Source organism: Candidatus Litorirhabdus singularis, assembly GCF_026262625.1.
Lineage (GTDB): Bacteria > Pseudomonadota > Gammaproteobacteria > Pseudomonadales > Halieaceae > Litorirhabdus > Litorirhabdus singularis.
On sequence record NZ_SHNN01000002.1, the window covers coordinates 746,869 to 768,899 of the forward strand.

Genomic DNA, 22,031 nt, shown 5'->3' on the forward strand with positions numbered 1-22,031 from the left:
CAACCCCGAGTACATCGAGCTGATGGCGGGATTTTTTACTATCGGCAGAACCATTGCCATGCTGCTAGTAGTGGTATTTCTTGCTGCCAGTGCTGCTCTCACATTTTTTCTTGTCTATGAGCAGTATTCGCGCCAGAGTGCACAACTTATTAGCGATAGCGTCTGGATCAGTAAAAGCGGTTCACAGCTGCCGCTAGCCATACACTACAAGGATGAACGGGTACTAGAAGATCTTCTGGGCGAGTACTTTGGACCTGACGCTGTGGTCTATGCTGCGGCGATAGACACGCTCGATAACCCAATCGCAGAGCGCACGCGTGGCCTAGGTGAGAATTATCAGTCGGCGCTTTTTTCCGAGGTGCGTGAAAACGCTGATCCACTGGACGTAGCCCAACTTAGCTCGGGGACCAGCATAATGGGCCCCAGCTATCTCGAAGTTTCGATACCTGTTTTTAGCTACATCAACCCACTTGAAAAAGACGTTGCGCGTGATGAATTTGGCAATCGCGTGGCCTATTCCCGCAATGAAGGGGCTCAACATGTTGCGGGTTACGTCTATTTGGGCATAGACCTGACAAAGGTAGAGCAATCTGTTACCGACTACGGCATCCGCATTGGGGCCGCCAGCCTAAGCTTCTGCCTGGTGGCAATTTTACTCATTTTGATGTTTACAAGGCGCATTACCGCGCCATTATCAAATCTGGCGCAACTGGCGCAGGATATCTCAGCCGGCAAGCTAGACAAGACTTTCAAAGCCAGAGGTCGTGGCGAAGTCGGCCAGATCGCCTCTATGATCAATAACGTTATTAAAGAGCTGAACAGCTACAAGGCCCGCCTCGACGTCGACCACCAATTATTAAGTATGAAAGTCGAGGAGCGTACCGCGCAGCTCTCCAAGCGCAACAAAGAGCTGAGCAAAGCAGTGCAGGAGGTCACGGAAACCAAGGATCGAATGCGCCGCATGGCATACTATGACAGCCTGACCGACTTGCCTAACCGCCAGTTATTTACCGAGCAGCTGGCATTATTGATGCGTATCGCGAAACGTGAAGGTCATAACCTGGCGCTACTATTTATCGACCTGGATAACTTCAAGCGCATCAACGATTCACTGGGGCACAGTGCTGGAGACGCGCTTCTGCGAGAAGTTGCTCAACGGCTCTCATCAAGCGTGCGCGAGAGCGACTTGATTTCAAAATATCTGGATGCCCACTCCAAGATTGACGTGTCGCGACTCGGCGGCGATGAATTTACCGTGGTACTGCACAAAATTGAAAATCAGGATGTCGCCAGTACCGTAGCCGCGCGCCTACTGGAAGCCCTGCGTCAGCCTATGCTGATTGAAGGCCATGAAATCGTTGTGACTCCGAGTATTGGAATAGCACTGGCCCCGCGCGACGCAAGCACTGTTGAAGACCTGCTCAAGCGCGCCGATACCGCGATGTACCACTCCAAGAATGAGGGCCGCAACAACTACCGCTTCTATTCCAGCGCTATGAAGGGCAGCGGTGTCGGCCGCCTCAAGCTGGAGACAGATCTGCGCAAGTCGCTAGAGCGCGATGAGCTGCTGCTGCATTACCAGCCTCAGGTGGATATTCGCACCGGTGCGATCGTTGGCGCTGAAGCACTGATCCGCTGGCAGCACCCTGAACACGGTCTGGTGCCACCTTTTCGATTCATACCACTCGCTGAGGAAACAGGGCTCATCGTACCCATCGGAGATTGGGTGTTAGAGGAGGCATGTCGGCAACAGATGTCCTTTCAACAGCAGAAACTAGCACTGCCGAAACTGGCCATCAACGTTTCGAGTCTGCAGTTTCACGGCAAGTTCGCAGACAAAGTCGCCAAGGTGCTAATCGAGTCTGGCTTGTCACCGAAAAGGCTGGAACTGGAGCTAACCGAAGGTGTAATTATGGGCGACGCCAAAGCCTCGATTGAATCATTGCACAATCTGAAAAAGCTCGGCGTGCGCCTTTCTGTCGATGATTTTGGCACCGGATACTCCTCTCTGAGTTATCTAAGCAGATTTCCTCTGGATGAGCTAAAGATAGATCGCAGCTTTGTCATTGACTATAACAAGAGCCAAAATGACCGCAGCCTGATTGAAGCCATAATTGCTATGGGCAAAAGCCTCAATTTGATGATGGTGGCCGAAGGCGTGGATGAGGACGATCAGTTCCGTTTTCTGTATGGCCAAGGTGTGCAGGTCATACAAGGCTTTTTGTTCAGCAAGCCGTTGCCGGTAGACGAGTTTGTCGAATTGATGCGAAACAACCCTTTCCCCGCGCAAATTAAAGCTATTCTGGATCAGTAAGAATGATTAGCAGGCTACTGGCAGTGACGATTCTTCTCGCGGCACTGGTGCTTAGTTATGCCTGGCTGGGCGCCACCGGCTTCCTTGGTGAGCCACAGCCGGTTGGGGACATCCATCAACAACCAGTGCCAGCGACTGTGCAAGCCGCGCGTCAAGCGCAACAACAAAGTGCGTTCAAGGCAGTGGCTGAAAACGCTGAGAAACAAATACTGTTCGGTGACTTTCATGTTCATACCACCTGGTCTAACGACGCCTACGTCGCCAGTTTGCCGATCTCGGGTGGCGAAGGTTCGCATCCTCCCGCCGATGCCTGTGACTACGCCCGTTATTGCTCGGGGCTCGATTTCTGGTCGATCAATGATCACGCTATCTCGCTGAACCAACGTCGGTGGCGGGAAATAAAAGAAAGCGTGCGCCAGTGCAATGCCGTGTCGGGCGAAGAAAATCCGGACGTCGTGGCATTTTTGGGTTACGAGTGGACCCAGGCCGATCCTACCAATGCCAATAGTCACTATGGACACAAAAACGTTATCTTTCGACACACCGACGAGGAACGCGTCGCCAAGCGGCCTATCTATGCCGAAACTGATCTGGGGCCCGCAGCGTTTAACCCGACGCTGATAAGTCGCATGATGTTGCCTCTACAAAAATGGCGACAACAGCAGATTTACCAGGACTGGAATCTGTATATGGCAGAAATGGAGTCTGAACCAGACTGTCCCCACGACGTCAGCAGCGATCTGCTGCCAGTCGACTGCAAAGAAGGTGCGCGCAGCCCTGCTGACCTGTTCCGCAAGCTCGCTGAGCAGGGCCATGAGAGCCTGGTCATTCCACACGGCAATACCTGGGGTATGTACACCCCACCCAATATTACCTGGGACAAGCAACTCGCAGGCGCCAACCAGAATGAACAATTTCAGTATTTGATTGAAGTGTTTTCCGGGCACGGTAATTCTGAGGAATACCGCGCTTTTAATGACCGCGCTTACGACCCTGAAGGCAAGGTGTACTGCCCTGCCCCCAGCCCGGACTATCTACCTACCTGCGTTCAGGCAGGCCGCATCGTGCGCCAGCGCTGCATGAGCGCTGGCGAAACCGCCGCAGAGTGCGACCGTCGCGAATTAATGGCCCGTCAGTACGCGGTAGAGTCCGACTATCCGCTGGCAACTGTGCCCCGCTCAGAGCCCAACGACTGGCTGGATGCGGGTCAGTGCCGCGATTGTTTTCTGCCCGCCTATACCTTTCGCCCGGGGGGCTCGGCGCAATATGCGCTGGCACTTGGAAATTTTGATGACCCCGACACACCCAGACGGTTTCGCTTCGGTTTTCTGGCATCCAGTGACAATCATACGGCGCGCCCGGGCACGGGTTATAAAGAGCGTAACCGTCGCCACAACGTTGAGGGGTTTTCGCTGGCCGACAAATTCACTCGCGATTTTTTGATGCGTAAACAGCCGGGTCCGGTTCCTTTCTCAGTGCCTGTAGAGAGCGATGTGGCGTTTGATCAGGGCTTGTTACTGACCCACGCCGAGCGTGCATCTTCGTTTTATCTAACCGGTGGACTGGTTGCGGTACATGCCCCGCGTAAAGATCGCGATGCCATCTGGAACGCGGTGCAAAGCAAGGAAACCTACGGTACCAGCGGCGACCGCATACTACTTTGGTTTGACCTACTCAACGCGGGGGCCGCCGGAGGCCAGTTGGCACCCATGGGTAGCGAAGTAAGCTTGAGCGAAAATCCGCGGTTTCAAGTGCGTGCGGTTGGCGCACTGCGCCAACGTCCAGGCTGCCCGGATAGTTCAGTAAATGCACTCGGGCAAGAGCGGCTCGCCCGCCTCTGCTATGGCGAATGCTTCAATCCTGGCGACGAAAGAAAACTTATCACCCGTATTGAGGTTGTGCGCATTCGCCCGCAAACCAGACCTGGAGAACCTATCAGCGGCCTGATTGAAGACACCTGGCTGACGCACCACTGCCCACCCGATCCCAATGGTTGTCAGTTTGACTTTGAAGACCCGGATTTCAACAGCACCGGACGCGAGACAGTCTATTATGTAAGGGCCATTGAAGAGGCCAGTGAGGCCGTCAATGCGGCACTCATGCGCTGCCAATACGATGACAACGGTCACTGCACCAGCGCCAACATTTGCGCTGGCTCGCCGCTGTTTACTGACCCGGCCGACGATTGTCTGGCTAGCAATGAGGAGCGCGCCTGGTCCTCACCGATTTTTGTGAGCCACAGCGAATAGCTTGGAGAACAGATATGTCCGATGAGAAAGAAGCATCACTGATCAGCCAACTAACCCAACTGGGTGGGCAAATGGCGGGCCAAACTCTTGAAGCCGCCAAAACCACCGCGGAACTAACCGCTATGTTCGGTGAAAACTGGCTCAAGTCGACGGTCATGAAGACGCTTGACCCGGAACGACTGGATGCTATGGCTGACGCTGGGCGTTTTCTGCGTGATGCGCGTGAAACCGCCGGTCTCACCCTCAGCGAACTTAACGAATCACTCGGTATTGACGACAAGGAGCTGCTAAAGGACATTGAGAGCGGTAAACGCTTTATGCCGATCGAGCTGATGTTCCGCAGTGCATCACTGATGGCACGGCATGATCCCATTCCGTTTTTGATCCAGTTCATGCGCACCTATAACCCATCGCTAGGGGCCACGCTTGAACAATGGGGCGTTATGGCTCTGCCGCTGCAATACGAGCGGGAACGGCGCTGGATCAACATCTATCGACAACACGATGTATTACGGGAGCTCGACGACGACGAATACGAACGCCTGATCAACTATGTCGACAGTGCCACCGATCTCGTTCTTGATGTGATGCGCACAGAAAAGGCGGCTAATAAACCGAAGCGAGCGCGGGCCAAGACCAAATCTGCGCGCAAGCGGAAACCCGCGACCGACAGCGGAAAAGGCTGAAAGACGCCGTGTAAACTACGACAGCCGCGGTTATACTTGATCGGTTATGGTTAAAAAACTTCCCACCAAGGACGACCTTAGAGCTGAGTTAGATCAGGAAATGGAAAACTTTCTGAGCGGTGGCGGCGAAGTCGACGAAATACCGCGCGGTACCAGTGGCAAACAACCGGGCGACCCACCGACCTACCTCAGTAAGCGACTTTTTGTCGAACCTGCGGGCCCGCGCACGCTAGTACCAGAGGTCGTTGCGGCAATAGAAGCCAGGCGCCTTGCAAAACTTAAGCGCCAGCCAGCCAAAAATAGTACTCGCCTAACCAGACCGCGCCGCAAGATCATCTACGATGATTTTGGCGAACCCTTGCGCCGGATTTGGGTAGACGAGTAACCAGTTAGCTCCGGCGGCGACGCAGCGCGCCCATACCTGCGGCGAGCGCTACAAACCCAGCACCAAACAATCCAATCAATGGCAGCGGGCTAGCAGTCTTGGGCAGCATTGGAGCTGCGGTCACAACTACTGCATCGATGACATCAGGACCGTCCTCATCTTCATGAATAATCGCCCAGCGATCGTGTGGCAGGTAGATGTTCAATTGCTGACCACGCGACAGCTCCCGCGGACGATACTTGGTGCCATCAATGTTGGCACGCCATTCTGGCTCAACCTTCTGGGTATAACTGCCGCCAGAACTTCCGTCCTTATTGATCAGCTTAAAGGTCAAGGTACGACCTCGAACACGTTGCAGTTCAACTTTGACGCGGGCGAACATTTTGCCATTTTTGACCACAACTTCGTCGCAAGCAGCAGCAACGTTTGGAACCTGATCAGTCACCGCACTAGACCAATCGATATCAGAGCAGGAAAGGTCGTCCTGCGCAAATGCCGTCGGACCGGAAACCATGGCTACAAACACCCCGCCTACCAAGAACATTTTTTTTATTGTCATAACTTAACTCCTTAATGATGAATAGCACTGATGGTATCGAGTTCAGCCCTGACTATAAATCGTTGCGGCGCTGAACCGACATAGTAAAAAGGATAGCAGGTGACCAGTGTCACTGCAGCAGATTCGCTGGGTTCCAGAACTTCAACGTCCAGGGGATCGACAATACTGATATTGCTGACACGAAAGCGGCGTTCGCCTGCGGGTGTCTGTAACATCAATAAATCGCCAGTTTTGATATCTTTCAGAGCTCTAAAATAGCCGTCTCGATGCCCCGCAATGCCGATATTGCCAGCTTCATCGGGGCCCGCGGTACCGGCAATCAAACCAGCACCCAGGTCCATCATCAGGTCGGTATCTTCATGGTAGACCGGTACTTTCAGCTGCACTCCCGGAATACTAAGCACTGCGACCACATCGCTGGGAGCTTGCCGAAGGCCCTCTGAATAGGCCTCGATACGCGTTGACGACCACTGCGACTGATCCGGCTCTTGATAGGCGAGCGCACGTTCAAAGGCGGCGATATCACTAGTCCGATCGATTTCGGCAAGCGCCAATTGACTCAGAAAAAAGCCTCCACAGCCCAAGCCTAGCAGCCAAAAACTTATCTCTAAAAATCGCAAAGACTTGCGCCGATAATTGATGGTGCTACCCTCTCCCAAAGTCTGATGACGGCCAACTGGCGGTTCCAGACTGACTTTAGACTCGCTTCAGGTGTTAATCATAGCAATATTCCTGCCAGCTAACGATACCCTTTTTTACGATGGGAAATGCTCAGTTTGCAGCTCCCGCGCGGTGTCGCTGCTGCGCCGTAGTGATGGTCGCTTGCTATTGCGTGATATCCATAGTGAGCAGCCAATACCGAATGAACCCGGCAAGCTGCTGAAGCTGGCTAACCTGCATCTGTTCACGGTAGAGGGTCACTGGTTGACCGGGCTGGATGCTGCCCTGCGCGCTTACTCGCATACCCGGTGGCGCTGGCTTTGCACTCCGCTGCGCTGGCGCGGGTTACATGCTATCGGTGCCTGGGCGTACTCTCTTGCAGAATTACGACGCTACCGACGGCTCTATAGCTGCCCCGGCTGCGCACCTGCCTTGGACGACCGCTGAACCCGATCAATCGCCCAGCAAATCCGGCAGCGCCTCGCGCAAATTAGGATAATGAAATTCAAAACCGGCGCCTTGCAAGCGTCCAGGTACCACCCGCTGACCATTGAGCAGCAATTCATCCGCCATTTCACCTAGCGCCAACGTCATGATCACGCCTGGTACCGGTAACTTCAGCAAGGCTCGGCGCTGCCCACACAGCTCATCACAAAACTGGCGGTTGCTGACTGGCTCCGGAGCCGTCAAATTAAACACCCCGGCCAATTCAGGCTGCGCCAGAAGAAAACTCATTGCTGCGATAACATCGTCGCGATGCACCCAACTCAGCCACTGTCGACCACTACCCAACCAGGTGCCCACGCCGAAGGCCAGTGACTTTGCCAACTGTTCCATGGCGCCGCCATCGCGCGCCAGCACAACCCCCAGACGGAGCAGGCACAAACGGATTCCCAACTCAGAAAAACCAGCCGCGGCGGCCTCCCAGCGCACACATAATTCTTGAGCAAAGCCCTGCGCGTTAGCCACGGCGGCTTCATCCAACTCGGTATCCTGCTGAGGACCGTAATAGCCGATAGCAGAGCCACTGAGCACAGTAGAGGGCTTGTACTGCAGGCGTCGCGCCAGCTCCACCAGGGCTAGCGTAGTGTCCACCCGACTGCTTATCAGCTCTTGCTTACGCTGGTCCGTCCAGCGGCCAGTAGCCAGCGACTCGCCCGCCAGGTTGATAAAGGCGTCAAATCGGGCATCGTCGGCGATACTGTCCAGGTCCGTAATATAGCTGATGCTGTCAGTATCAAAATGGGAGGCGTCGCGGGTATACACGGTGACCTGCGCGCACTGATGCGCCAGACTCTCAACTAACGCACCACCGATAAAACCGGTACCGCCTGTTATCAGAATATTCATGCTCACGAATTTACTATGGGTGGCTGTACATGCAAGTAAATATTTGTAGAAAAATGCCGTATCCTGCTGTTTTAGCGTGACTTTCTATTCTAGAAACAACTTTAAACGACCGCTCGCTGGCAAACCCTCTCCGGCCTGTGTAACGTATCCCCAGCCTGCAAGAATCACTCTGTATTGAAAGGATGACCCTCCTATGAGCAATGAAATAAAGCCGTTTCACATCGACATTCCCGAGTCCGCACTGGAAGATCTGCGCGACCGCCTGGCGCGCACACGCTGGCCAGAGGCCGAAGTCGTTGACGACTGGAGCCAGGGTATACCCTTGGCTTACAGCCAGGAGCTGGCGCGTTATTGGGCTCAGGAGTACGACTGGCGACGCTGGGAGCGCAAGCTCAATAACTGGGATCAATTCACTACGGTTATCAACGATATAGACATCCACTTTCTGCATATTCGCAGCCCCCATGAGAACGCGCTGCCGATGGTGATGACCCACGGCTGGCCTGGCTCCATCGCTGAGTTTCACAAGATTATTGAGCCGCTGGTGAACCCCACGGAGCACGGCGGAAAGGCGGAGGACGCCTTTCACCTGGTCTGCCCTTCACTGCCCGGTTACGGATTCTCAGGTAAACCCACCCAGGCCGGCACCGGGGTCGATAAGATTGGCGAGATGTGGGGCGAGTTGATGGCACGGCTAGGGTACGACCGCTATGTCGCACAAGGCGGCGACTGGGGCTCTATGGTCACCCAGGCCATAGGCCAGAGCCAAACCGAGCACTGCGCTGGCATTCACATCACTATGCCCATCGCGCCACCCGACGAAGAGGGCATGGTGGATATGACAGATCGCGAATTGGCGGCACTGGAAAGCATGGGCTATTACGACAAACATGATTCCGGCTATTCCAAGCAGCAGGGCACGCGACCGCAAACGCTGGGTTACGGCCTGGCCGATTCACCCAGCGGCCAGATGACCTGGATTGTCGAGAAATTCTGGAGTTGGATGGATTGCGGCGAAGGCGACCAGCGCCACCCCGAGAACATCCTTAGTAAGGACGAATTGCTCGACAACGTGATGATGTATTGGCTCACCAATTCCGGAGCCTCCTCGGCACGCCTGTATTGGGAGAGCTTTGTTAACGTCAATATGGATCCGATCAACATGCCCACCGGCTGCTCCATATTTCCCAAGGAAATCTTCCGCGCCAGCGAACGCTGGGCCGCCAAGCGTTTTACCGACATCATTTACTGGAACGAGCTGGACACTGGAGGCCACTTCGCGGCCTTTGAGCAGCCCGAAGTGTTTGTCTCAGAATTGCGCAAGTGCTTTGCGCAGCTGCGTCACCAATGAGTGACGAAGAACCCGGCATGAGTACGCCTTTATTTAACCCCTTTGAGTCGGAGGATATCAGCCCGCCCTTCTCCGAGCATTGGCAGGCGAAGCGTCGACTGGCTAAGTCTTTACGAGACTTGACTGAAGTGCTCCTTACCTCTACCCCAGACGTTGATGAGATGAATGACATCGCCGAACGACTGGAGTTACAGGCCCGCCAATTCGCCAAATCAGAGCGGCGTTATGGCATCACCGCCTTTGCTGAAGACGGTCGTCATGGCGGTTACGCGGAGGTCAATCATGAACTCAATGCTATCGCCGGGCTAAGTAATCCGATCGCACCGGGTTTGAACATGTGGTTTGAGGGCGACATCGCGTTGGGCAAGGTGACCTGTGGCTCGGGCTATCAGGGTCCACCCGGGCACGTGCACGGCGGGTTCGTTGCCGCCATTCTCGACCAGTTTCTAGGTATGGCCCAAATTATGGGCAAGACGCCGGGGATGACAGGCAGTCTGACCGTACGATACCTGCGGCCCACACCCTTGCATCAGGAACTATCACTGCGCGCCGAGTTGGACCGGGTAGAGGGCCGCAAAACTTTCATGACAGCCACCATGTACGCTGGCGATGTCCAAACCGCTGAATGCACCGCACTGTTTGTGCGCCCGCGTGACGGAATGCAAAATATGCACCGCGACGCGACAGTGCCTAAGAGCTAGGGCAGCACCCGGTCGTACACCCGGGTAATACGAATCGGCGCCAGAAAGCTGGCAGGCTCTAACTGCAACTGCACCTGTAACTGGCTTGCGTCGTTGATCAGGGTAAAAATTTCGAGGATATAGCCGGCATCCAGTGGTTTTGACTCTACGTACAGCACCCCAGCTTCCCAACCGGCAAAGCTGAAGTCTAACGGTTTGCTTCGACGACTGGTGCTAACCACCTGCGACCTGCCATCAGAATAGAATACCCGTTCATAGCCCTCGCTATAGCGCAGCACAAACTCTGGTTCCTGATAGGAAAAATAAAGCTCTTCGTCGTAAGAAAGATGGTCGTAAAGCTGTTGCTCCACGGGTCCGCCACGATAGCGACCTTTGGTCTTCTTGCCACGCGGAACCTTGCCGCCACCCGCCTTAATAGCCTTCTCAACTTGACGATCACTGTCATCACTAAGTTCTTCATTGATGACCCAGTGGCCATCGAAGGCCGTGGTCAGCGTATCGGTCTCTGCCTTTAGCACCGGCGACAACATCAAGCCAGCCACCGCTAGTACCAGATATTTCAATAGTTGCACTTACACATTCCCTGCATTGATCTGCCGCAGCATAGGCCATCTGAACGCCGCAGTCATTCGCAAACTCTACGCCCGCAACTGCGCCAACGCAGGCACACAGTCCGGGACTACTTACGCCGGTGTCGGGTGAATCGTGTTGGCTCCGCTTCCCATGGCTTATCGGGCCAAGGGTGCTTGGGGTAGCGACCCTTCATCTCCTTTTGCACCTCACGATAACTACCGCGCCAGAACCCTGCTAAATCCTGAGTCACCTGCAGCGGTCGCTGCGCGGGTGACAGCAGATGCAGCATCAGTGGCACTTTGCCCTGCGCTACGCTGGGAGTATCGCTGGCACCAAACATCTCCTGTAACTTCACGGCTAGTACCGGTGGATCACTGAGATAATCGATGTTGTAGCCGGAACCTGAGGGCACCTGCAATTTGGTCGGCAGCAGCTGCTCCAATTGCTGCGATAGATTCCAGTCCAGCTGCGCAGATAGAATTTTGGTTAGGTCCAGTGCCTTCAAATCTGCAAGCCGGGTTACTTTGTCTAGCCAGGGCTGCAACCACCCTTCCAGAGTGGCGACCAAGTGACTATCGCTGACATCAGGCCAACTCTCGGGCTGCAACTGATGCGCCAACATCACTCTGGCCTGCCACTGGCGGGAGTCGTTATTCCAGGGCAGCAGCGCCAACCCGCGCTCACGAATATAACTCATCGTCGCCGCGCTGCGTGCAGCTACTGGAACGTTCTCCAGCCGCTTACTGCTAAGCACGAGTGTACCGAGCAACCGCTGCCGCTGAGCCAACAGGCGCTCATTACGATCACCCCAGGCTATAGTGTCCTGCACACGGCACAGCCCTGCCAAGGCGTGGTCGAACAACATAGGCTCCAACGCGGCGGCGCAGTAAATACGATCCGTGGCGCTGCCACTCTTCGCGCCCAGCTCTGCCACTGCCAACCATTCATTACGGGCAAGTTCATCTTCAGCACCAAGCGTCACCTGACGACCATTGCTAAGCTGATAGCGGCCCGGTTCTCCCTCTAGCGCTCGTGCCACTCGGTCAGGCCAGGCAGTCGCCAGCAACAAACCAGTAATATCAGTAGCATCAACGGCAATATGTCTCTCGGGCTCCAGCATTAGTTTTCGATAGCTGCTCGCCTGCTGCCTAACGCGATTGGCCCAACCCGAGCGGGAAAGCTGGGATGCATTACCAGAATCAAGCGCCGCCAATCTGCGCTCAATATCAACACCCGTAATGGTCTGCGGCTGACGTTCGCTAAACACGGCCGCGAGCAGGCAGGCGTTTTCTACCAAGCCCCACTGCACCGACTGCAAGAGCATATGTGCCAACCGCGGATGCAGCGGTAACATCGCCATCGCTTCGCCATGGGCTGTTAAGCGTGATAATCCCTCTAGCTGATGCACAGCGCCCAGTGTCGTCAATAGTTGTAGTGCCCGCGCATAGGGTCCAGACGGCGGTACATCCAACCACTGCAGCTCAGACGGATCAGCGACACCCCAGCGCAATAACTGCAGTGCCAGGGGCGCCAGATCTGCCTGCCTGATTTCAGGCACACTGGCCGGCTCCAATTGTTGTTGCTGCTCCTCGCTCCATAGGCGAACACACCGACCGGGACCCACCCGACCCGCTCGTCCCATGCGCTGGATACTGGACGCACGCGATATTCTCCCTAGCGTGAGCCGGGTCATACCGGTGCGCTGATCATAGTGAGGATGGCGAGCCAAACCGCTATCAATCACACAGCCGATACCGTCGATTGTCAGGCTGGTTTCGGCAATATTGGTTGCCAGTACCACTTTACGCTGGCCCGATTCAGGAGACATGATTGCGGCCTGCTGCCGACTCAGCTCAAGCGCTCCGTACAGCGGCATCACTGCAATCTCGCCGGGCAAGTTCAAGGCATTGCGGACACGCTCGATCTCACCCTGCCCAGGCAAGAAAACCAGAATGCTGCCGGCACCTTCATCAGCCGCCAACGCCTCAATTTCTGGCACAACGCGCTCGACAATTGACTGTCGCGCGCGCCAGGGGGCGCGGTAATGCACGGCGACTGGAAACTGACGCCCTTCGCAGCGTAGCACCGGCGCATTGCCTAAAAGCTTTGCCACGCTGTCTCCATCCAGCGTCGCCGACATTACCAGAATTTTGAGAGGATCCTGCGGCTCGCGCAGCAGTTCTCGAGCTTGTAGCACCAGCGCCAGGCCCAGATCTGAATCCAGATTACGTTCGTGAAATTCATCAAAAATCACCAACCCAACGCCGTCCAGTGCAGGATCCGACTGCAACATACGGGTCAGAATCCCCTCAGTAACCACTTCGATGCGGGTTCCCGTTCCGCCACGACCGACTTGGGTGTCACCGCGCACGCGATAGCCAACCGTTACACCAACAGACTCTCCCAACAGTTGCGCCATACGTTGAGCACTGGCACGCGCTGCCATGCGCCGCGGCTGCAGCATGATAATACGCTGCCCATCCAGCCACTCCGCATGCATCAGCGCTAACGGAACTTGTGTGGTCTTGCCGGCACCGGGCGGCGCCTCAAGCACCAGTTCATTGGCGCAGGTAAGGAACTGCCGGATTGGCTCCAGCAACTCGTAAATTGGCAGGTCGGTATCGAACATCAGGGGGCAGTATACTGTCTTCATACCCTGAGTCACCTTCGGTTACCATGGGCACAGAACAATCGCATGAACAGAGGAAAACTCAATGCCTGGACCGTTCAACTTGTTAACGTCAACACTCGCCTCCGCCGCGCGGGGCTGGACAGGCATCAGAGCCCAGCCTCTGCAAGACAAGCCCCCAGAGCCGCTGGTGCTATACGACATGGAAAACTGCCCCTATTGCAGGCTGGTGCGTGAAGTACTGACCGAGCTGGATCTGGACGCGGTAATCTACCCTTCCCCCAAACGGGGTCAGCGCTTTCGGCCAGAACTGGTAGCGCTGGCAGGCAAAGCCCAGTTTCCGTATTTAGTCGACCCCAATACCGATGTTAGCCTATACGAATCACTTGACATTATTGCCTATCTTTTCGAAACCTATGGCAACGGCGATATACCGATGAAATGGCGTCTGGGAGCGTTACAAACGGTTAGCTCGATGCTGGCCAGCGGCGCACGCGGCAGTCGCGGGCTGAGCGTCAAGGCGTCTCGGCAACCTGAGCAGTTGCTAGAACTCTATAGTTTTGAAGGCAGCCCCTATGCCAGACCGGTTCGGGAGCTGTTATGCCAGCTGGAACTGCCCTACCTCCTCCGCAACTGCGGGCGCAGTGAGCTCGGAGAGTGGCTGCCGCCGGTCCTGCGTGAACGTCTGGAATTGATTCCGGACAGCCAGCTACCCAATCGTATTAAACTGCAGCAAGAACAGGGACGCATGGGTATTCCGTTTCTGTGGGATCCGAACACCGGCACCGGCCTGTTTGAGTCCGACGCCATCGTCGACTACCTGTCAGACAATTACGCGGTTTAGAGGCCTTTCTATGACTACTACCGTTATCATCCCCTCCCGCTTCAATGGACCTCCGCAATCTGGCAACGGCGGCTACACCTGCGGATTACTCGCCAGCTATATCGATGGGGCCGCCACAGTAAGACTGCATGCACCGCCGCCGCTGGAAAAACCCATGCAACTGCGCCAATTGCAGTCAGGTCTGGTTGATCTCCACGACGAAGATACTCTGATTGGCACTGCCAACGCCGCGCCCTGGCAATTGGATATTCCCGCTGCACCCTCGCTAGAGGACGCCCGCCGTGGCCAGCAGGCATTTTGCGCCTACGACAATCACTTTTTCCCACATTGTTTTGTATGCGGTCCAGCCCGCGCTGTGGAGGACGGGCTGTGCCTGCATCCCGGTCCGGTTGATGATTGGAATTTACTCGCGTGTGCCTGGCAACCGGCCGCTAACCTTCTGGACGGCGATGGCATGTTAACGCCAGAAATTATCTGGTCTGCGTTGGACTGCCCCGGTTATTTTGCTGCGGCCGGAAAAGAGCAGCCACCCTCACTACTGGGTGAGCTCACCGGAACGATCTTTGCCAAGGTTGCGGGCGCGGAAGAGCTAATCGTGTTCAGCTGGCCTCTGGGACCAGCGGAGGGGCGCAAACGCCGTGGCGCCACCGCTATAGCCAATCAGCAGGGTGAGGTGCTAGCCGCGTCACAGTCACTGTGGATAGAGGTAAAAACTCGCGCCAGCTGAGCGCCACCGCTGGTGGCAGCGGTTATCGTTGCGGGAAGCGAATGCGCAAAATTTCGTGCGCCTGGCGCTGTAAATCCTCTCTGAAATCTGGATGCGCAATGCCGATCAGATCTCTGGCACGCTCTCACAATACTGCACCATATCCCTTTACCTCGACTAATCTTATGCTTCGGCGGCGCCATCCCCAGCCGTAAAATCTGCTGGTAAGCGTAGGCCCAAACGCCGGCGCACATCCTGATCAATCATATACATAATGGGGAGCAACAGCAGTGATACCAGTCCGCCAAAGATGACACCCCAGGCCATACTCATGAAGACTGGCTTGAGGTAGCTGTTCTCCCCCATCAATCCATAAGCGGTTGGTAGCATGGCTACAGCAGTAGTCAACGACGTAATAAAAATGGGCCTGAAACGGCGATAACAAACGGCGGCAACTTCCATGGGAGACAGATAGTCACCTTTTTCATTGCGCTGTCGATTCATCGCATGCAGCAGCACCAGCGAATCGTTCACCAGAACGCCCATCAGTCCGATGATACCGGTAATGGCCATCATACCCATGGTCATGCCCTGCACCGAATAACCGATAATCACCCCAGTGATACCAAACGGCAGGCATATAAGAACCAACAGCGGCTGTGATACTGAATTGAACAAAATCACCAAGGCGGCAAATATAGCCAGTAAACAGACTCCAATAGCCAGCTGGAAATTACCCAGCGCACGCTCGTTCTCCTCGACTTGTCCAGATAACTTGATACGCACGCCAGGGTAACTAGCTGACCAGTTCTGTGCCGCGACAAACTCAGCAATATCCGCGTTAATATCCATTACCGTCGTCTTCTGCTCGTCAATACGTCCAAATACGGTCACCGTACGTTTACCAAAATAGTGCTTAATATTGGCCTCGCCAGAACGCACATGAAAGTCTGCCACGCTATCCAGGTAGATGGGCTGGCCACGGGAATTAATGATGGAAAGATTTTCCAGCGTCTGCAGTTTTCCCGCCTGCTCAGGCGTTAGCTGTAAGCGGTAACGGACTCTTTCGTCCAACGTCTGCAGTTCATCCACCAGCAAACCGTCTACAGCGACACGCACGGCGCGTATCACCTGTTCCATGCTAAGACCACGTGCTGCGAGCAAGCCGTGATTAAACTGTAGGTCAACAATATCTTTACCGGCGTGATGCGAGTTCCACACAGTCGTCACGGCCGGATGCGACTCAACAAAATCCTGCAGCTGCGCAGCAATAGCAAAGCGTTCATCACCACTACCGACTACCTCGACCTCAACTGGCTCGCCCATTACTGGTAGATCAGTCTGCGGTTGTACCGTAATGGATGTAAAACCGGTTCTATCGCTAACCACCTGTTGCAGGTCCTCCACCAACTGCCGTGTAGTAGAGTCACCGCTGCGTCTTCCCAACGGATGCAATTGCACCGCTATCAACGCCCAGGCTTGATCTCGCCCCTCGGTGGCGCCATAGAAATTGGTATCGTGATGACCAATATCACTGGTTATAGCGAGTAGGTCAGCTGGGTTAACCTGTTGCCGGAACTCCCCTTCCAACTCTGCTACGGCCGCGACTGTTTGCTCAAAGCTGGTTCCCGGCGGCAACTCGATCTTGATATGCACAGTGTCGAAATCGAGGTCCGGGAACAGGCTGAAACGAATGGTGCTGAGGCCAATCGCTACCACCGCTAGGAACATTAGCAAGAAGCCCAGCAGTGTCAGATAGCGCCGCTGCAGCAAACGTTCAATCAGCCGTTGATAGGCGGAGCGCAGTCGTTCAAAACGAACCCGCTCCGCTGGCTGTTTGGAGATTGGCACATGACTCAGATGGCTGGGCAACAGGAACTGGCTTTCTAACAGCGAGGCCAGAAGAATCACTACCACGGTAACAATAAACGGCTCCATCCAGGCACCGCTGGAACCTTCAAGCAACACCAGAGGGGTAAACGCCAATACCGTGGTTAGCGCACTGAACGCTACCGGCTGACTAACCTGCGCAGCACCCAGAATACTCGCCTGCCCTGCTGAAAAACCCTGCTGACGCAGATACTGCGTGTTTTCGCTGACCACTACCGCATCATCGACGAGTATTCCCAGCATTAAAATAACGGCGGCAAGCGTCATGGAATTGATAGTATGCCCCAAGGCTGAGACCAGCAAAAATGTTAGGCACAGCGCGAAGGGAATTCCCAGAGCAACCCAAAATGCGAAGCGAAATTGTAAAAAGTAGGTGAGCAATACAAACACTGCCAACAGCCCGACAATGGCATTACCGGTGAGCACTTCTAATGCGTTATCGGTCAACCGCGATACATCGCCCACAACCTTGAGCTCTACTCCATGGGGAAGCGCCGCCGCCGCGACGAACGCTCGCAGATTGGCTGCTGTATGAACCTCATCCGCCAGTGCATTTTTTCTCACACGTAGGGTAATACTCAGTTGACCATCAATACGCGTTTGTATCTGCCAGTCCTCATAGGCACTGATAACTTCAGCGACATCGCGCAAAAGCACGGTGTTACCCGGTTCTCGAGCACGAATAACAACTTTCTCGATATCGCGCGGCTGGCGAAACTGACCGACGGCGATTACCTGTTTTTCGGTGGTAAATGAGTCTAGTGCGCCGCCACTATCACGCAAATTACGTGCGTGAATAGCCTCAATAATTTCTTCGTAGTTAATGCCTAACCGAGCCAGCTTTTCCTGCTCTAACATTATCCGCACTTCAGGCCGGCGGTAGCCCAGACGAGTCACCGACGCCACCCCGGAGACTTCACGCAGCGCGTCACCGGTGTTGCGTGCCACTTGTCTCAGTACCGCTTCTGAAGCCGTTCCCGTTACATGAATGTCCATGACCGGCGTGGTCAGCGTCGAGAGCTCATCTACCAAGGGCTTTTCCAACAGGTCCGCGGGTAAACGCGCTACCGCTCGATCTACAGCCTGCTGGATATCTCTCATGATCACATGTTTGGGAGCGGCATCCAGGTCGAGATTCAACGTTATAACAGACAGGTTTTCCATGCTATTGGAGTAAAGGTTACGCACCCCATCAATTTCCAACAGCTCTTCTTCCAGCGGCAACGTGATCGATAGTTCGATTTCTTCTGGACCAGTTCCCGCGCGTACGGTAGTAATATTGACCACACCCATATCGATATGTGGATTGTACTCATAGCGCATATCAGCAATGGTCAGTGCTCCCATCAGAAACACAGTAACCATAATCAGGTTAACCAGCAGAGGGCGGCGCACAAACCATGCAATCAGATTTTGCATACGCTCAGAAAGATTCCGTTACGCTAACCGGCGTGCCATCATTCAAGCCGAAATGCCCGTCTACAACCACCTGGTCACCCGCTACCAATCCGGCTAACACTTGTAAGCGACTGCCATAACCTGCTGCCAGTAACGGTTTCACCTGCTGCACTCGGCCCTCTCGCACAACAAAGACAACGCGCTGCCGGTCGCGATCTACCAGCGCCGCCTCAGGCAGCAGTAACACCTCTGGTTGCTCCAACAGTTCAATTGATGCCGTAGCGGTCATGCCGGGTCGAATCCGAGGGTCTCCAGCTTCAAGAATCAACTTGACCGGGAAGTTGCCAGTTGCAGGGTCTGCCTTCACACCAACCCACTCTACGCGTGCCGCATAGTGAACACCCTTAATACCGGTCAGCGTGACGCTGGCAACAGCACCGGCATGCAAATGGCTGATATCGGACTCACTTATCCAGGTATGCACGCGCATCACCTGAACTACTTGCAGTCGCACCAAAGTCGCACCAATGGTTACCGGCTCGCCAGGTTCCACCAATTTTTGGTCCACCAGACCCCGCGCCGGGCTCACAATACGCGTGTCCTTTAACTCTCTCTGGGCCAATTGCCGAACAGCCTGAGCACGCCGATAGTTAGCCTCTACTGCAAGTACCGCCAGCCTGGCATTGTCCAGCGTTTCTGCCGAGATAGTGTCCTGACGTGCGAGGTCCTCTCGTCGCTGCAAGCGCAGACGCGCTTCCTCTAACAACGCGTGCGCTTGTTCCGCACCTCGGCTAGCTTGGGTAAGGCGCAGCTCAGCCTTGTTGCGATCCAGTTCAACCAACAGGTCTCCAGCCTCTACCGCGTCTCCTTCCTTCACCATAACGGCGGCTACCGTGCCGTGGGTTTCTGATGACACGTCAACCTGCTCCAGTGCCTCTACCACACCAAAGCTACTGACCTTTCCCTGCCAGCTCTGGGGCGACAGCTGATGCACCACTACAGCAACGGTGAGAGTTTGCCCTGGCCCTGATACAGGGGGCTCTGCGCTTCCGCAGGCAACCAGCAACAGCAGTAGAATCAAAAGGCTAGACTTCGAAAAAGACAACAATGGAAAACTCATTTGTGAACCAGATAGTCGCTATCATCTCAAATAGCGCCGCTATTCACCACGTCGGGCGACGACTGTCAAAAAGCGCCTGCTCAGCTTACAATACGGCGGACACGCAGAGCAGGAGAGTAAGCACATGGACGGAGTTGGTATATCGGCTATCGTAGTCGTCATCTTTGCGATCAGCGTCATAGTCGCTGGGGCCAAGCTGGTACCGCAGGGCCACAACTGGACCGTAGAGCGGTTCGGCAAATACACCAAGACACTCAAGCCCGGCCTCAACCTCATTGTTCCCTTTGTCGAACGCATCGGCGAAAAGGTCAACATGATGGAAGTGGTGCTGGATATCTTGCCGCAGGAAGTTATTAGCAGCGACAACGCGATGGTGACAACCGACGCTGTGTGTTTCTATCAAGTTCAGCAACCCGAAAAAGCGGCCTATGAAGTCAACGACCGCGAGCGAGCGCTGCAGAATCTGGTTATGACCAATATCCGCGCAGTACTCGGTTCGATGGAATTGGACGAGATGCTGTCTAATCGCGATCGCATCAATGCAGAACTGTTGAACAAAGTGGACGAAGCTACTAACCCCTGGGGCATTAAGGTGACACGCATCGAGATTCGTGACATTACCCCTCCCGCTGACCTGGTCGAAGCCATGGCGCGACAAATGAAGGCGGAGCGGCTAAAACGTGCCCAGATTCTCGAAGCTGAGGGCACACGAGAAGCCGATATACAACGCGCAGAGGGTGACAAGCAAGCGAAGATTCTGACCGCAGAAGGTGAACTGCAGGCTGCTATTCGCGAAGCGGAAGGCCGCGAAAGGCTGGCGGAGGCAGAGGCTAGAGCTACCACCGTCGTCAGTGATGCCATCGCCAAAGGCAATCCACTGGCCATCAACTACTTTATTGCACAGAAATACACCGAAGCACTTGGTAGCCTGGCAACGTCTGATAACAGCAAGGTAATTATGATTCCGCTGGAAGCAAGCAGCCTCATTGGCGCAATCGCCGGTATTACCGATATCACCAAAGGGGCAATGAGCGAGGAACACGGGAGCAATAGCTAATGCACTCTCTTATTGAGCTTCTGGCGGGTCTGCAGGATTGGCACTGGTTTGTTTTCGGCACTATGCTCATGGTGCTTGAGGTAGCGGGCGCTGGTGGCTTTTTGATAGGCATGGCACTGGCAGCTTTTTTACTGGCCGCGCTGCTGTTTGTAATCCCGGGGCTATCCTGGCCCTGGCAACTGGCGATATTCGCACTCACCTCGGTGAGTCTCACTATGTTGTATTTAAAGGTTTTTCGTAATTTCAACGATGCCACCGACGCACCATTAATCAACGATCGCGCGGGACAACTGGTAGGTCAGTTCATAACATTGACAGAGCCTGTTCATAACGGCGAAGGCTCGGTGCAAGTGGGTGACACCCGCTGGCGAGTGAAATGCGAAGGTGATCTGCCTGTGGGAGAGATCGTGAAAGTTGCTGACAGTGACGGAATGACACTGATTCTGGAAGAGAAAGTCCGTCCGGAGGGTTATCGGGTCTGACCCGCCGCGCGCCATCTCTGTGAAGCAACGCATCGTCGTCATCGATTTCGAAACTACCGGACTCTCCGCTCGTGGCGGCGATCGGGCTATTGAAGTAGGTGCTGTCGCCATTGAAGATGGCCGGATTGGGGCAACTTTTCAAACACTGATCAACCCGGGTCGCCAGGTAGATAGCTTCATCGAGAGTTACACCGGTATTAGCAATAGCATGCTCGCCGAGGCTCCCAACGGCCGTGAAGTATTTCCCGAATTGCATGAATTCGTTGGCGATGCGGTACTGGTAGCTCACAACGCCAGCTTTGATCAAAACTTTCTCGACGCCGAATATCAGCGTGTGGACTGTACCCGCCAACAGCCATTTCTCTGTTCTATGCGTGTCGCACGGCGACTATATCCGGACGCCCCAAACCACAAACTGGGAACACTGGTCGATTACGCAAACGTGCCTATTACCGGAACGTTTCACCGCGCCCTGGCCGATGCTGAAATGACCGCCCTACTCTGGCTAGCCATGCTAGCCACACTGCGCGACGGTTTTGGTCTGGAAGATGCTCCACTGGAGTTACTACAAAAATTGCAAAGTGTAGCCATAGCGCGGGCTGATGATTGGCTAGCGGCGAAAGCTGCTGAGTAGCAGCTGCCATGTACCTGTATTGCGCAACGTTCCTAGCGCGACTTTGAAAACGCTACAATACGCCTGCCGTCGTCCTGATGGGTGGGCGGAAATACCCACCACGCCTGCTCAGGGTCGCCATTAGGAATAAAGGCAGTGGGCGCATTAAAACGGCAGTCAACGGTCACCGAATTGGTAAATACGATACCAAAATTTTTCCCGTCTCGGCGCTGAATGAAGGCCTGATAACCGGTCTGGGTTGCCATATGCTTACTATGGTCAATCGACTCAAAACCGACTCGCCGCACGTGGCCATCGACACTGCGAATAAACAGGAAGCCCTCTTCGGCCCACTTTTGAATATGTTGCTTGGCTAACATCGTGTAAAACTACAACGCCGCACCAGTAACGCGCAAGCCAACTCCTTCAGGCCTGTCGTGTTTTCAGGCAAACGTTTCAACACG

General features: G+C 54.8%; 20 protein-coding genes. 12 read left to right on the top strand and 8 right to left on the bottom strand.

The features are described 5' to 3' along the window. The first annotated feature begins 22 nt into the window (after positions 1-22). Genes EYC98_RS11775 through EYC98_RS11790 form a run of 4 tightly spaced genes read left to right on the top strand, consistent with a single transcriptional unit; the run spans position 23 to position 5,634 of the window. A complete protein-coding gene (locus EYC98_RS11775) occupies positions 23-2,314 on the top strand; it encodes an EAL domain-containing protein (protein WP_279245537.1) in 2,292 nt (763 codons plus the stop codon). Positions 2,315-2,316: 2 nt separating this feature from the next. Next, entirely contained in the window at positions 2,317-4,563 is a 2,247-nt protein-coding gene (locus tag EYC98_RS11780) for a DUF3604 domain-containing protein (RefSeq protein WP_279245538.1), read from the top strand. Between the two features lie 14 nt (positions 4,564-4,577). Then, complete coding sequence (locus EYC98_RS11785) at positions 4,578-5,249, top strand: hypothetical protein (RefSeq protein WP_279245539.1); 672 nt, start codon at positions 4,578-4,580, stop codon at positions 5,247-5,249. 46 nt (positions 5,250-5,295) lie between these two features. Beyond that, positions 5,296-5,634 carry a hypothetical protein gene (locus EYC98_RS11790; RefSeq protein WP_279245540.1) on the top strand — a complete coding sequence of 113 codons (339 nt, stop codon included), beginning with the start codon at positions 5,296-5,298 and terminating at the stop codon, positions 5,632-5,634. 4 nt (positions 5,635-5,638) lie between these two features. Here EYC98_RS11790 and EYC98_RS11795 read toward each other — a convergent pair whose 3' ends face one another. Beyond that, entirely contained in the window at positions 5,639-6,193 is a 555-nt protein-coding gene (locus EYC98_RS11795) for a hypothetical protein (RefSeq protein ID WP_279245541.1), read from the bottom strand. A gap of 11 nt (positions 6,194-6,204) precedes the next feature. Then, complete coding sequence (locus EYC98_RS11800) at positions 6,205-6,813, bottom strand: class D sortase (RefSeq protein WP_279245542.1); 609 nt, start codon at positions 6,811-6,813, stop codon at positions 6,205-6,207. 91 nt (positions 6,814-6,904) lie between these two features. On the opposite strand from EYC98_RS11800, the gene EYC98_RS11805 reads away from it, so the two are divergent. After that, positions 6,905-7,300, top strand: a complete 396-nt coding sequence (locus tag EYC98_RS11805; RefSeq protein WP_279245543.1) for a thiol-disulfide oxidoreductase DCC family protein — start codon at positions 6,905-6,907, stop codon at positions 7,298-7,300. Positions 7,301-7,306: 6 nt separating this feature from the next. Here the strand turns inward: EYC98_RS11805 and EYC98_RS11810 are convergent, their stop codons facing one another. After that, on the bottom strand, positions 7,307-8,203 hold the full coding sequence (locus EYC98_RS11810) for a TIGR01777 family oxidoreductase (RefSeq protein WP_279245544.1): 897 nt from the start codon (positions 8,201-8,203) through the stop codon (positions 7,307-7,309). A gap of 193 nt (positions 8,204-8,396) precedes the next feature. On the opposite strand from EYC98_RS11810, the gene EYC98_RS11815 reads away from it, so the two are divergent. Next, positions 8,397-9,554, top strand: coding sequence for an epoxide hydrolase family protein (locus EYC98_RS11815; protein ID WP_279245545.1), 1,158 nt, complete (start codon positions 8,397-8,399; stop codon positions 9,552-9,554). Next, positions 9,551-10,255 carry a PaaI family thioesterase gene (locus EYC98_RS11820; protein ID WP_279245546.1) on the top strand — a complete coding sequence of 235 codons (705 nt, stop codon included), beginning with the start codon at positions 9,551-9,553 and terminating at the stop codon, positions 10,253-10,255. The genes EYC98_RS11815 and EYC98_RS11820 overlap by 4 nt, the downstream gene beginning before the upstream one ends. Here the strand turns inward: EYC98_RS11820 and EYC98_RS11825 are convergent. Together EYC98_RS11825 and hrpB are read right to left on the bottom strand one after the other, a co-directional pair. Beyond that, positions 10,252-10,827: a hypothetical protein gene (locus EYC98_RS11825; protein ID WP_279245547.1), complete on the bottom strand. Its 576-nt coding sequence runs from the start codon at positions 10,825-10,827 to the stop codon at positions 10,252-10,254. The two genes, EYC98_RS11820 and EYC98_RS11825, sit on opposite strands and share 4 nt — an antisense overlap. 107 nt (positions 10,828-10,934) lie before the next feature. Further along, positions 10,935-13,481, bottom strand: a complete 2,547-nt coding sequence (gene hrpB, locus EYC98_RS11830) for an ATP-dependent helicase HrpB (protein ID WP_279245548.1) — start codon at positions 13,479-13,481, stop codon at positions 10,935-10,937. Positions 13,482-13,542: 61 nt separating this feature from the next. On the opposite strand from hrpB, the gene EYC98_RS11835 reads away from it, so the two are divergent. Continuing rightward, entirely contained in the window at positions 13,543-14,301 is a 759-nt protein-coding gene (locus EYC98_RS11835) for a glutathione S-transferase N-terminal domain-containing protein (protein WP_279245549.1), read from the top strand. Between the two features lie 10 nt (positions 14,302-14,311). Further along, positions 14,312-15,028 (top strand): hypothetical protein, encoded by a 717-nt coding sequence (locus tag EYC98_RS11840; RefSeq protein ID WP_279245550.1) that lies wholly within the window; start codon positions 14,312-14,314, stop codon positions 15,026-15,028. A 162-nt stretch (positions 15,029-15,190) separates the two neighbouring features. Here EYC98_RS11840 and EYC98_RS11845 read toward each other — a convergent pair whose 3' ends face one another. Then, positions 15,191-18,316, bottom strand: coding sequence for an efflux RND transporter permease subunit (locus EYC98_RS11845; protein ID WP_279245551.1), 3,126 nt, complete (start codon positions 18,314-18,316; stop codon positions 15,191-15,193). A 4-nt stretch (positions 18,317-18,320) separates the two neighbouring features. After that, entirely contained in the window at positions 18,321-19,415 is a 1,095-nt protein-coding gene (locus tag EYC98_RS11850; RefSeq protein ID WP_279245552.1) for an efflux RND transporter periplasmic adaptor subunit, read from the bottom strand. Between the two features lie 124 nt (positions 19,416-19,539). Here EYC98_RS11850 and EYC98_RS11855 point away from each other — a divergent pair, with 124 nt between their 5' ends. The 3 genes from EYC98_RS11855 to EYC98_RS11865 are packed head-to-tail and all read left to right on the top strand — an operon-like array spanning position 19,540 to position 21,588. Beyond that, positions 19,540-20,472 carry an SPFH domain-containing protein gene (locus EYC98_RS11855; RefSeq protein WP_279245553.1) on the top strand — a complete coding sequence of 311 codons (933 nt, stop codon included), beginning with the start codon at positions 19,540-19,542 and terminating at the stop codon, positions 20,470-20,472. Next, positions 20,472-20,954 (top strand): NfeD family protein, encoded by a 483-nt coding sequence (locus EYC98_RS11860; protein ID WP_279245554.1) that lies wholly within the window; start codon positions 20,472-20,474, stop codon positions 20,952-20,954. The genes EYC98_RS11855 and EYC98_RS11860 overlap by 1 nt, the downstream gene beginning before the upstream one ends. Positions 20,955-20,973: 19 nt before the next feature. Continuing rightward, positions 20,974-21,588: a 3'-5' exonuclease gene (locus EYC98_RS11865; protein ID WP_279245555.1), complete on the top strand. Its 615-nt coding sequence runs from the start codon at positions 20,974-20,976 to the stop codon at positions 21,586-21,588. Between the two features lie 32 nt (positions 21,589-21,620). Here EYC98_RS11865 and EYC98_RS11870 read toward each other — a convergent pair whose 3' ends face one another. After that, positions 21,621-21,947 (bottom strand): hypothetical protein, encoded by a 327-nt coding sequence (locus EYC98_RS11870; protein ID WP_279245556.1) that lies wholly within the window; start codon positions 21,945-21,947, stop codon positions 21,621-21,623. Positions 21,948-22,031: the final 84 nt, after the last annotated feature.

Excerpts from the sequence above, each read along its gene's own strand:
- EYC98_RS11780 (WP_279245538.1), top strand. The coding sequence starts at position 2,317 with ATGATTAGCAGGCTACTGGCAGTGACGATTCTTCTCGCGGCACTGGTG.
- EYC98_RS11870 (WP_279245556.1), bottom strand. The coding sequence starts at position 21,947 with ATGTTAGCCAAGCAACATATTCAAAAGTGGGCCGAAGAGGGCTTCCTG.
- hrpB (WP_279245548.1), bottom strand. The coding sequence starts at position 13,481 with ATGAAGACAGTATACTGCCCCCTGATGTTCGATACCGACCTGCCAATT.
- EYC98_RS11810 (WP_279245544.1), bottom strand. The coding sequence starts at position 8,203 with ATGAATATTCTGATAACAGGCGGTACCGGTTTTATCGGTGGTGCGTTA.
- EYC98_RS11820 (WP_279245546.1), top strand. The coding sequence starts at position 9,551 with ATGAGTGACGAAGAACCCGGCATGAGTACGCCTTTATTTAACCCCTTT.
- EYC98_RS11815 (WP_279245545.1), top strand. The coding sequence starts at position 8,397 with ATGAGCAATGAAATAAAGCCGTTTCACATCGACATTCCCGAGTCCGCA.
- EYC98_RS11775 (WP_279245537.1), top strand. The coding sequence starts at position 23 with ATGGCGGGATTTTTTACTATCGGCAGAACCATTGCCATGCTGCTAGTA.
- EYC98_RS11860 (WP_279245554.1), top strand. The coding sequence starts at position 20,472 with ATGCACTCTCTTATTGAGCTTCTGGCGGGTCTGCAGGATTGGCACTGG.
- EYC98_RS11840 (WP_279245550.1), top strand. The coding sequence starts at position 14,312 with ATGACTACTACCGTTATCATCCCCTCCCGCTTCAATGGACCTCCGCAA.
- EYC98_RS11785 (WP_279245539.1), top strand. The coding sequence starts at position 4,578 with ATGTCCGATGAGAAAGAAGCATCACTGATCAGCCAACTAACCCAACTG.
- EYC98_RS11855 (WP_279245553.1), top strand. The coding sequence starts at position 19,540 with ATGGACGGAGTTGGTATATCGGCTATCGTAGTCGTCATCTTTGCGATC.
- EYC98_RS11795 (WP_279245541.1), bottom strand. The coding sequence starts at position 6,193 with ATGACAATAAAAAAAATGTTCTTGGTAGGCGGGGTGTTTGTAGCCATG.
- EYC98_RS11835 (WP_279245549.1), top strand. The coding sequence starts at position 13,543 with ATGCCTGGACCGTTCAACTTGTTAACGTCAACACTCGCCTCCGCCGCG.
- EYC98_RS11845 (WP_279245551.1), bottom strand. The coding sequence starts at position 18,316 with ATGCAAAATCTGATTGCATGGTTTGTGCGCCGCCCTCTGCTGGTTAAC.
- EYC98_RS11790 (WP_279245540.1), top strand. The coding sequence starts at position 5,296 with ATGGTTAAAAAACTTCCCACCAAGGACGACCTTAGAGCTGAGTTAGAT.
- EYC98_RS11850 (WP_279245552.1), bottom strand. The coding sequence starts at position 19,415 with ATGAGTTTTCCATTGTTGTCTTTTTCGAAGTCTAGCCTTTTGATTCTA.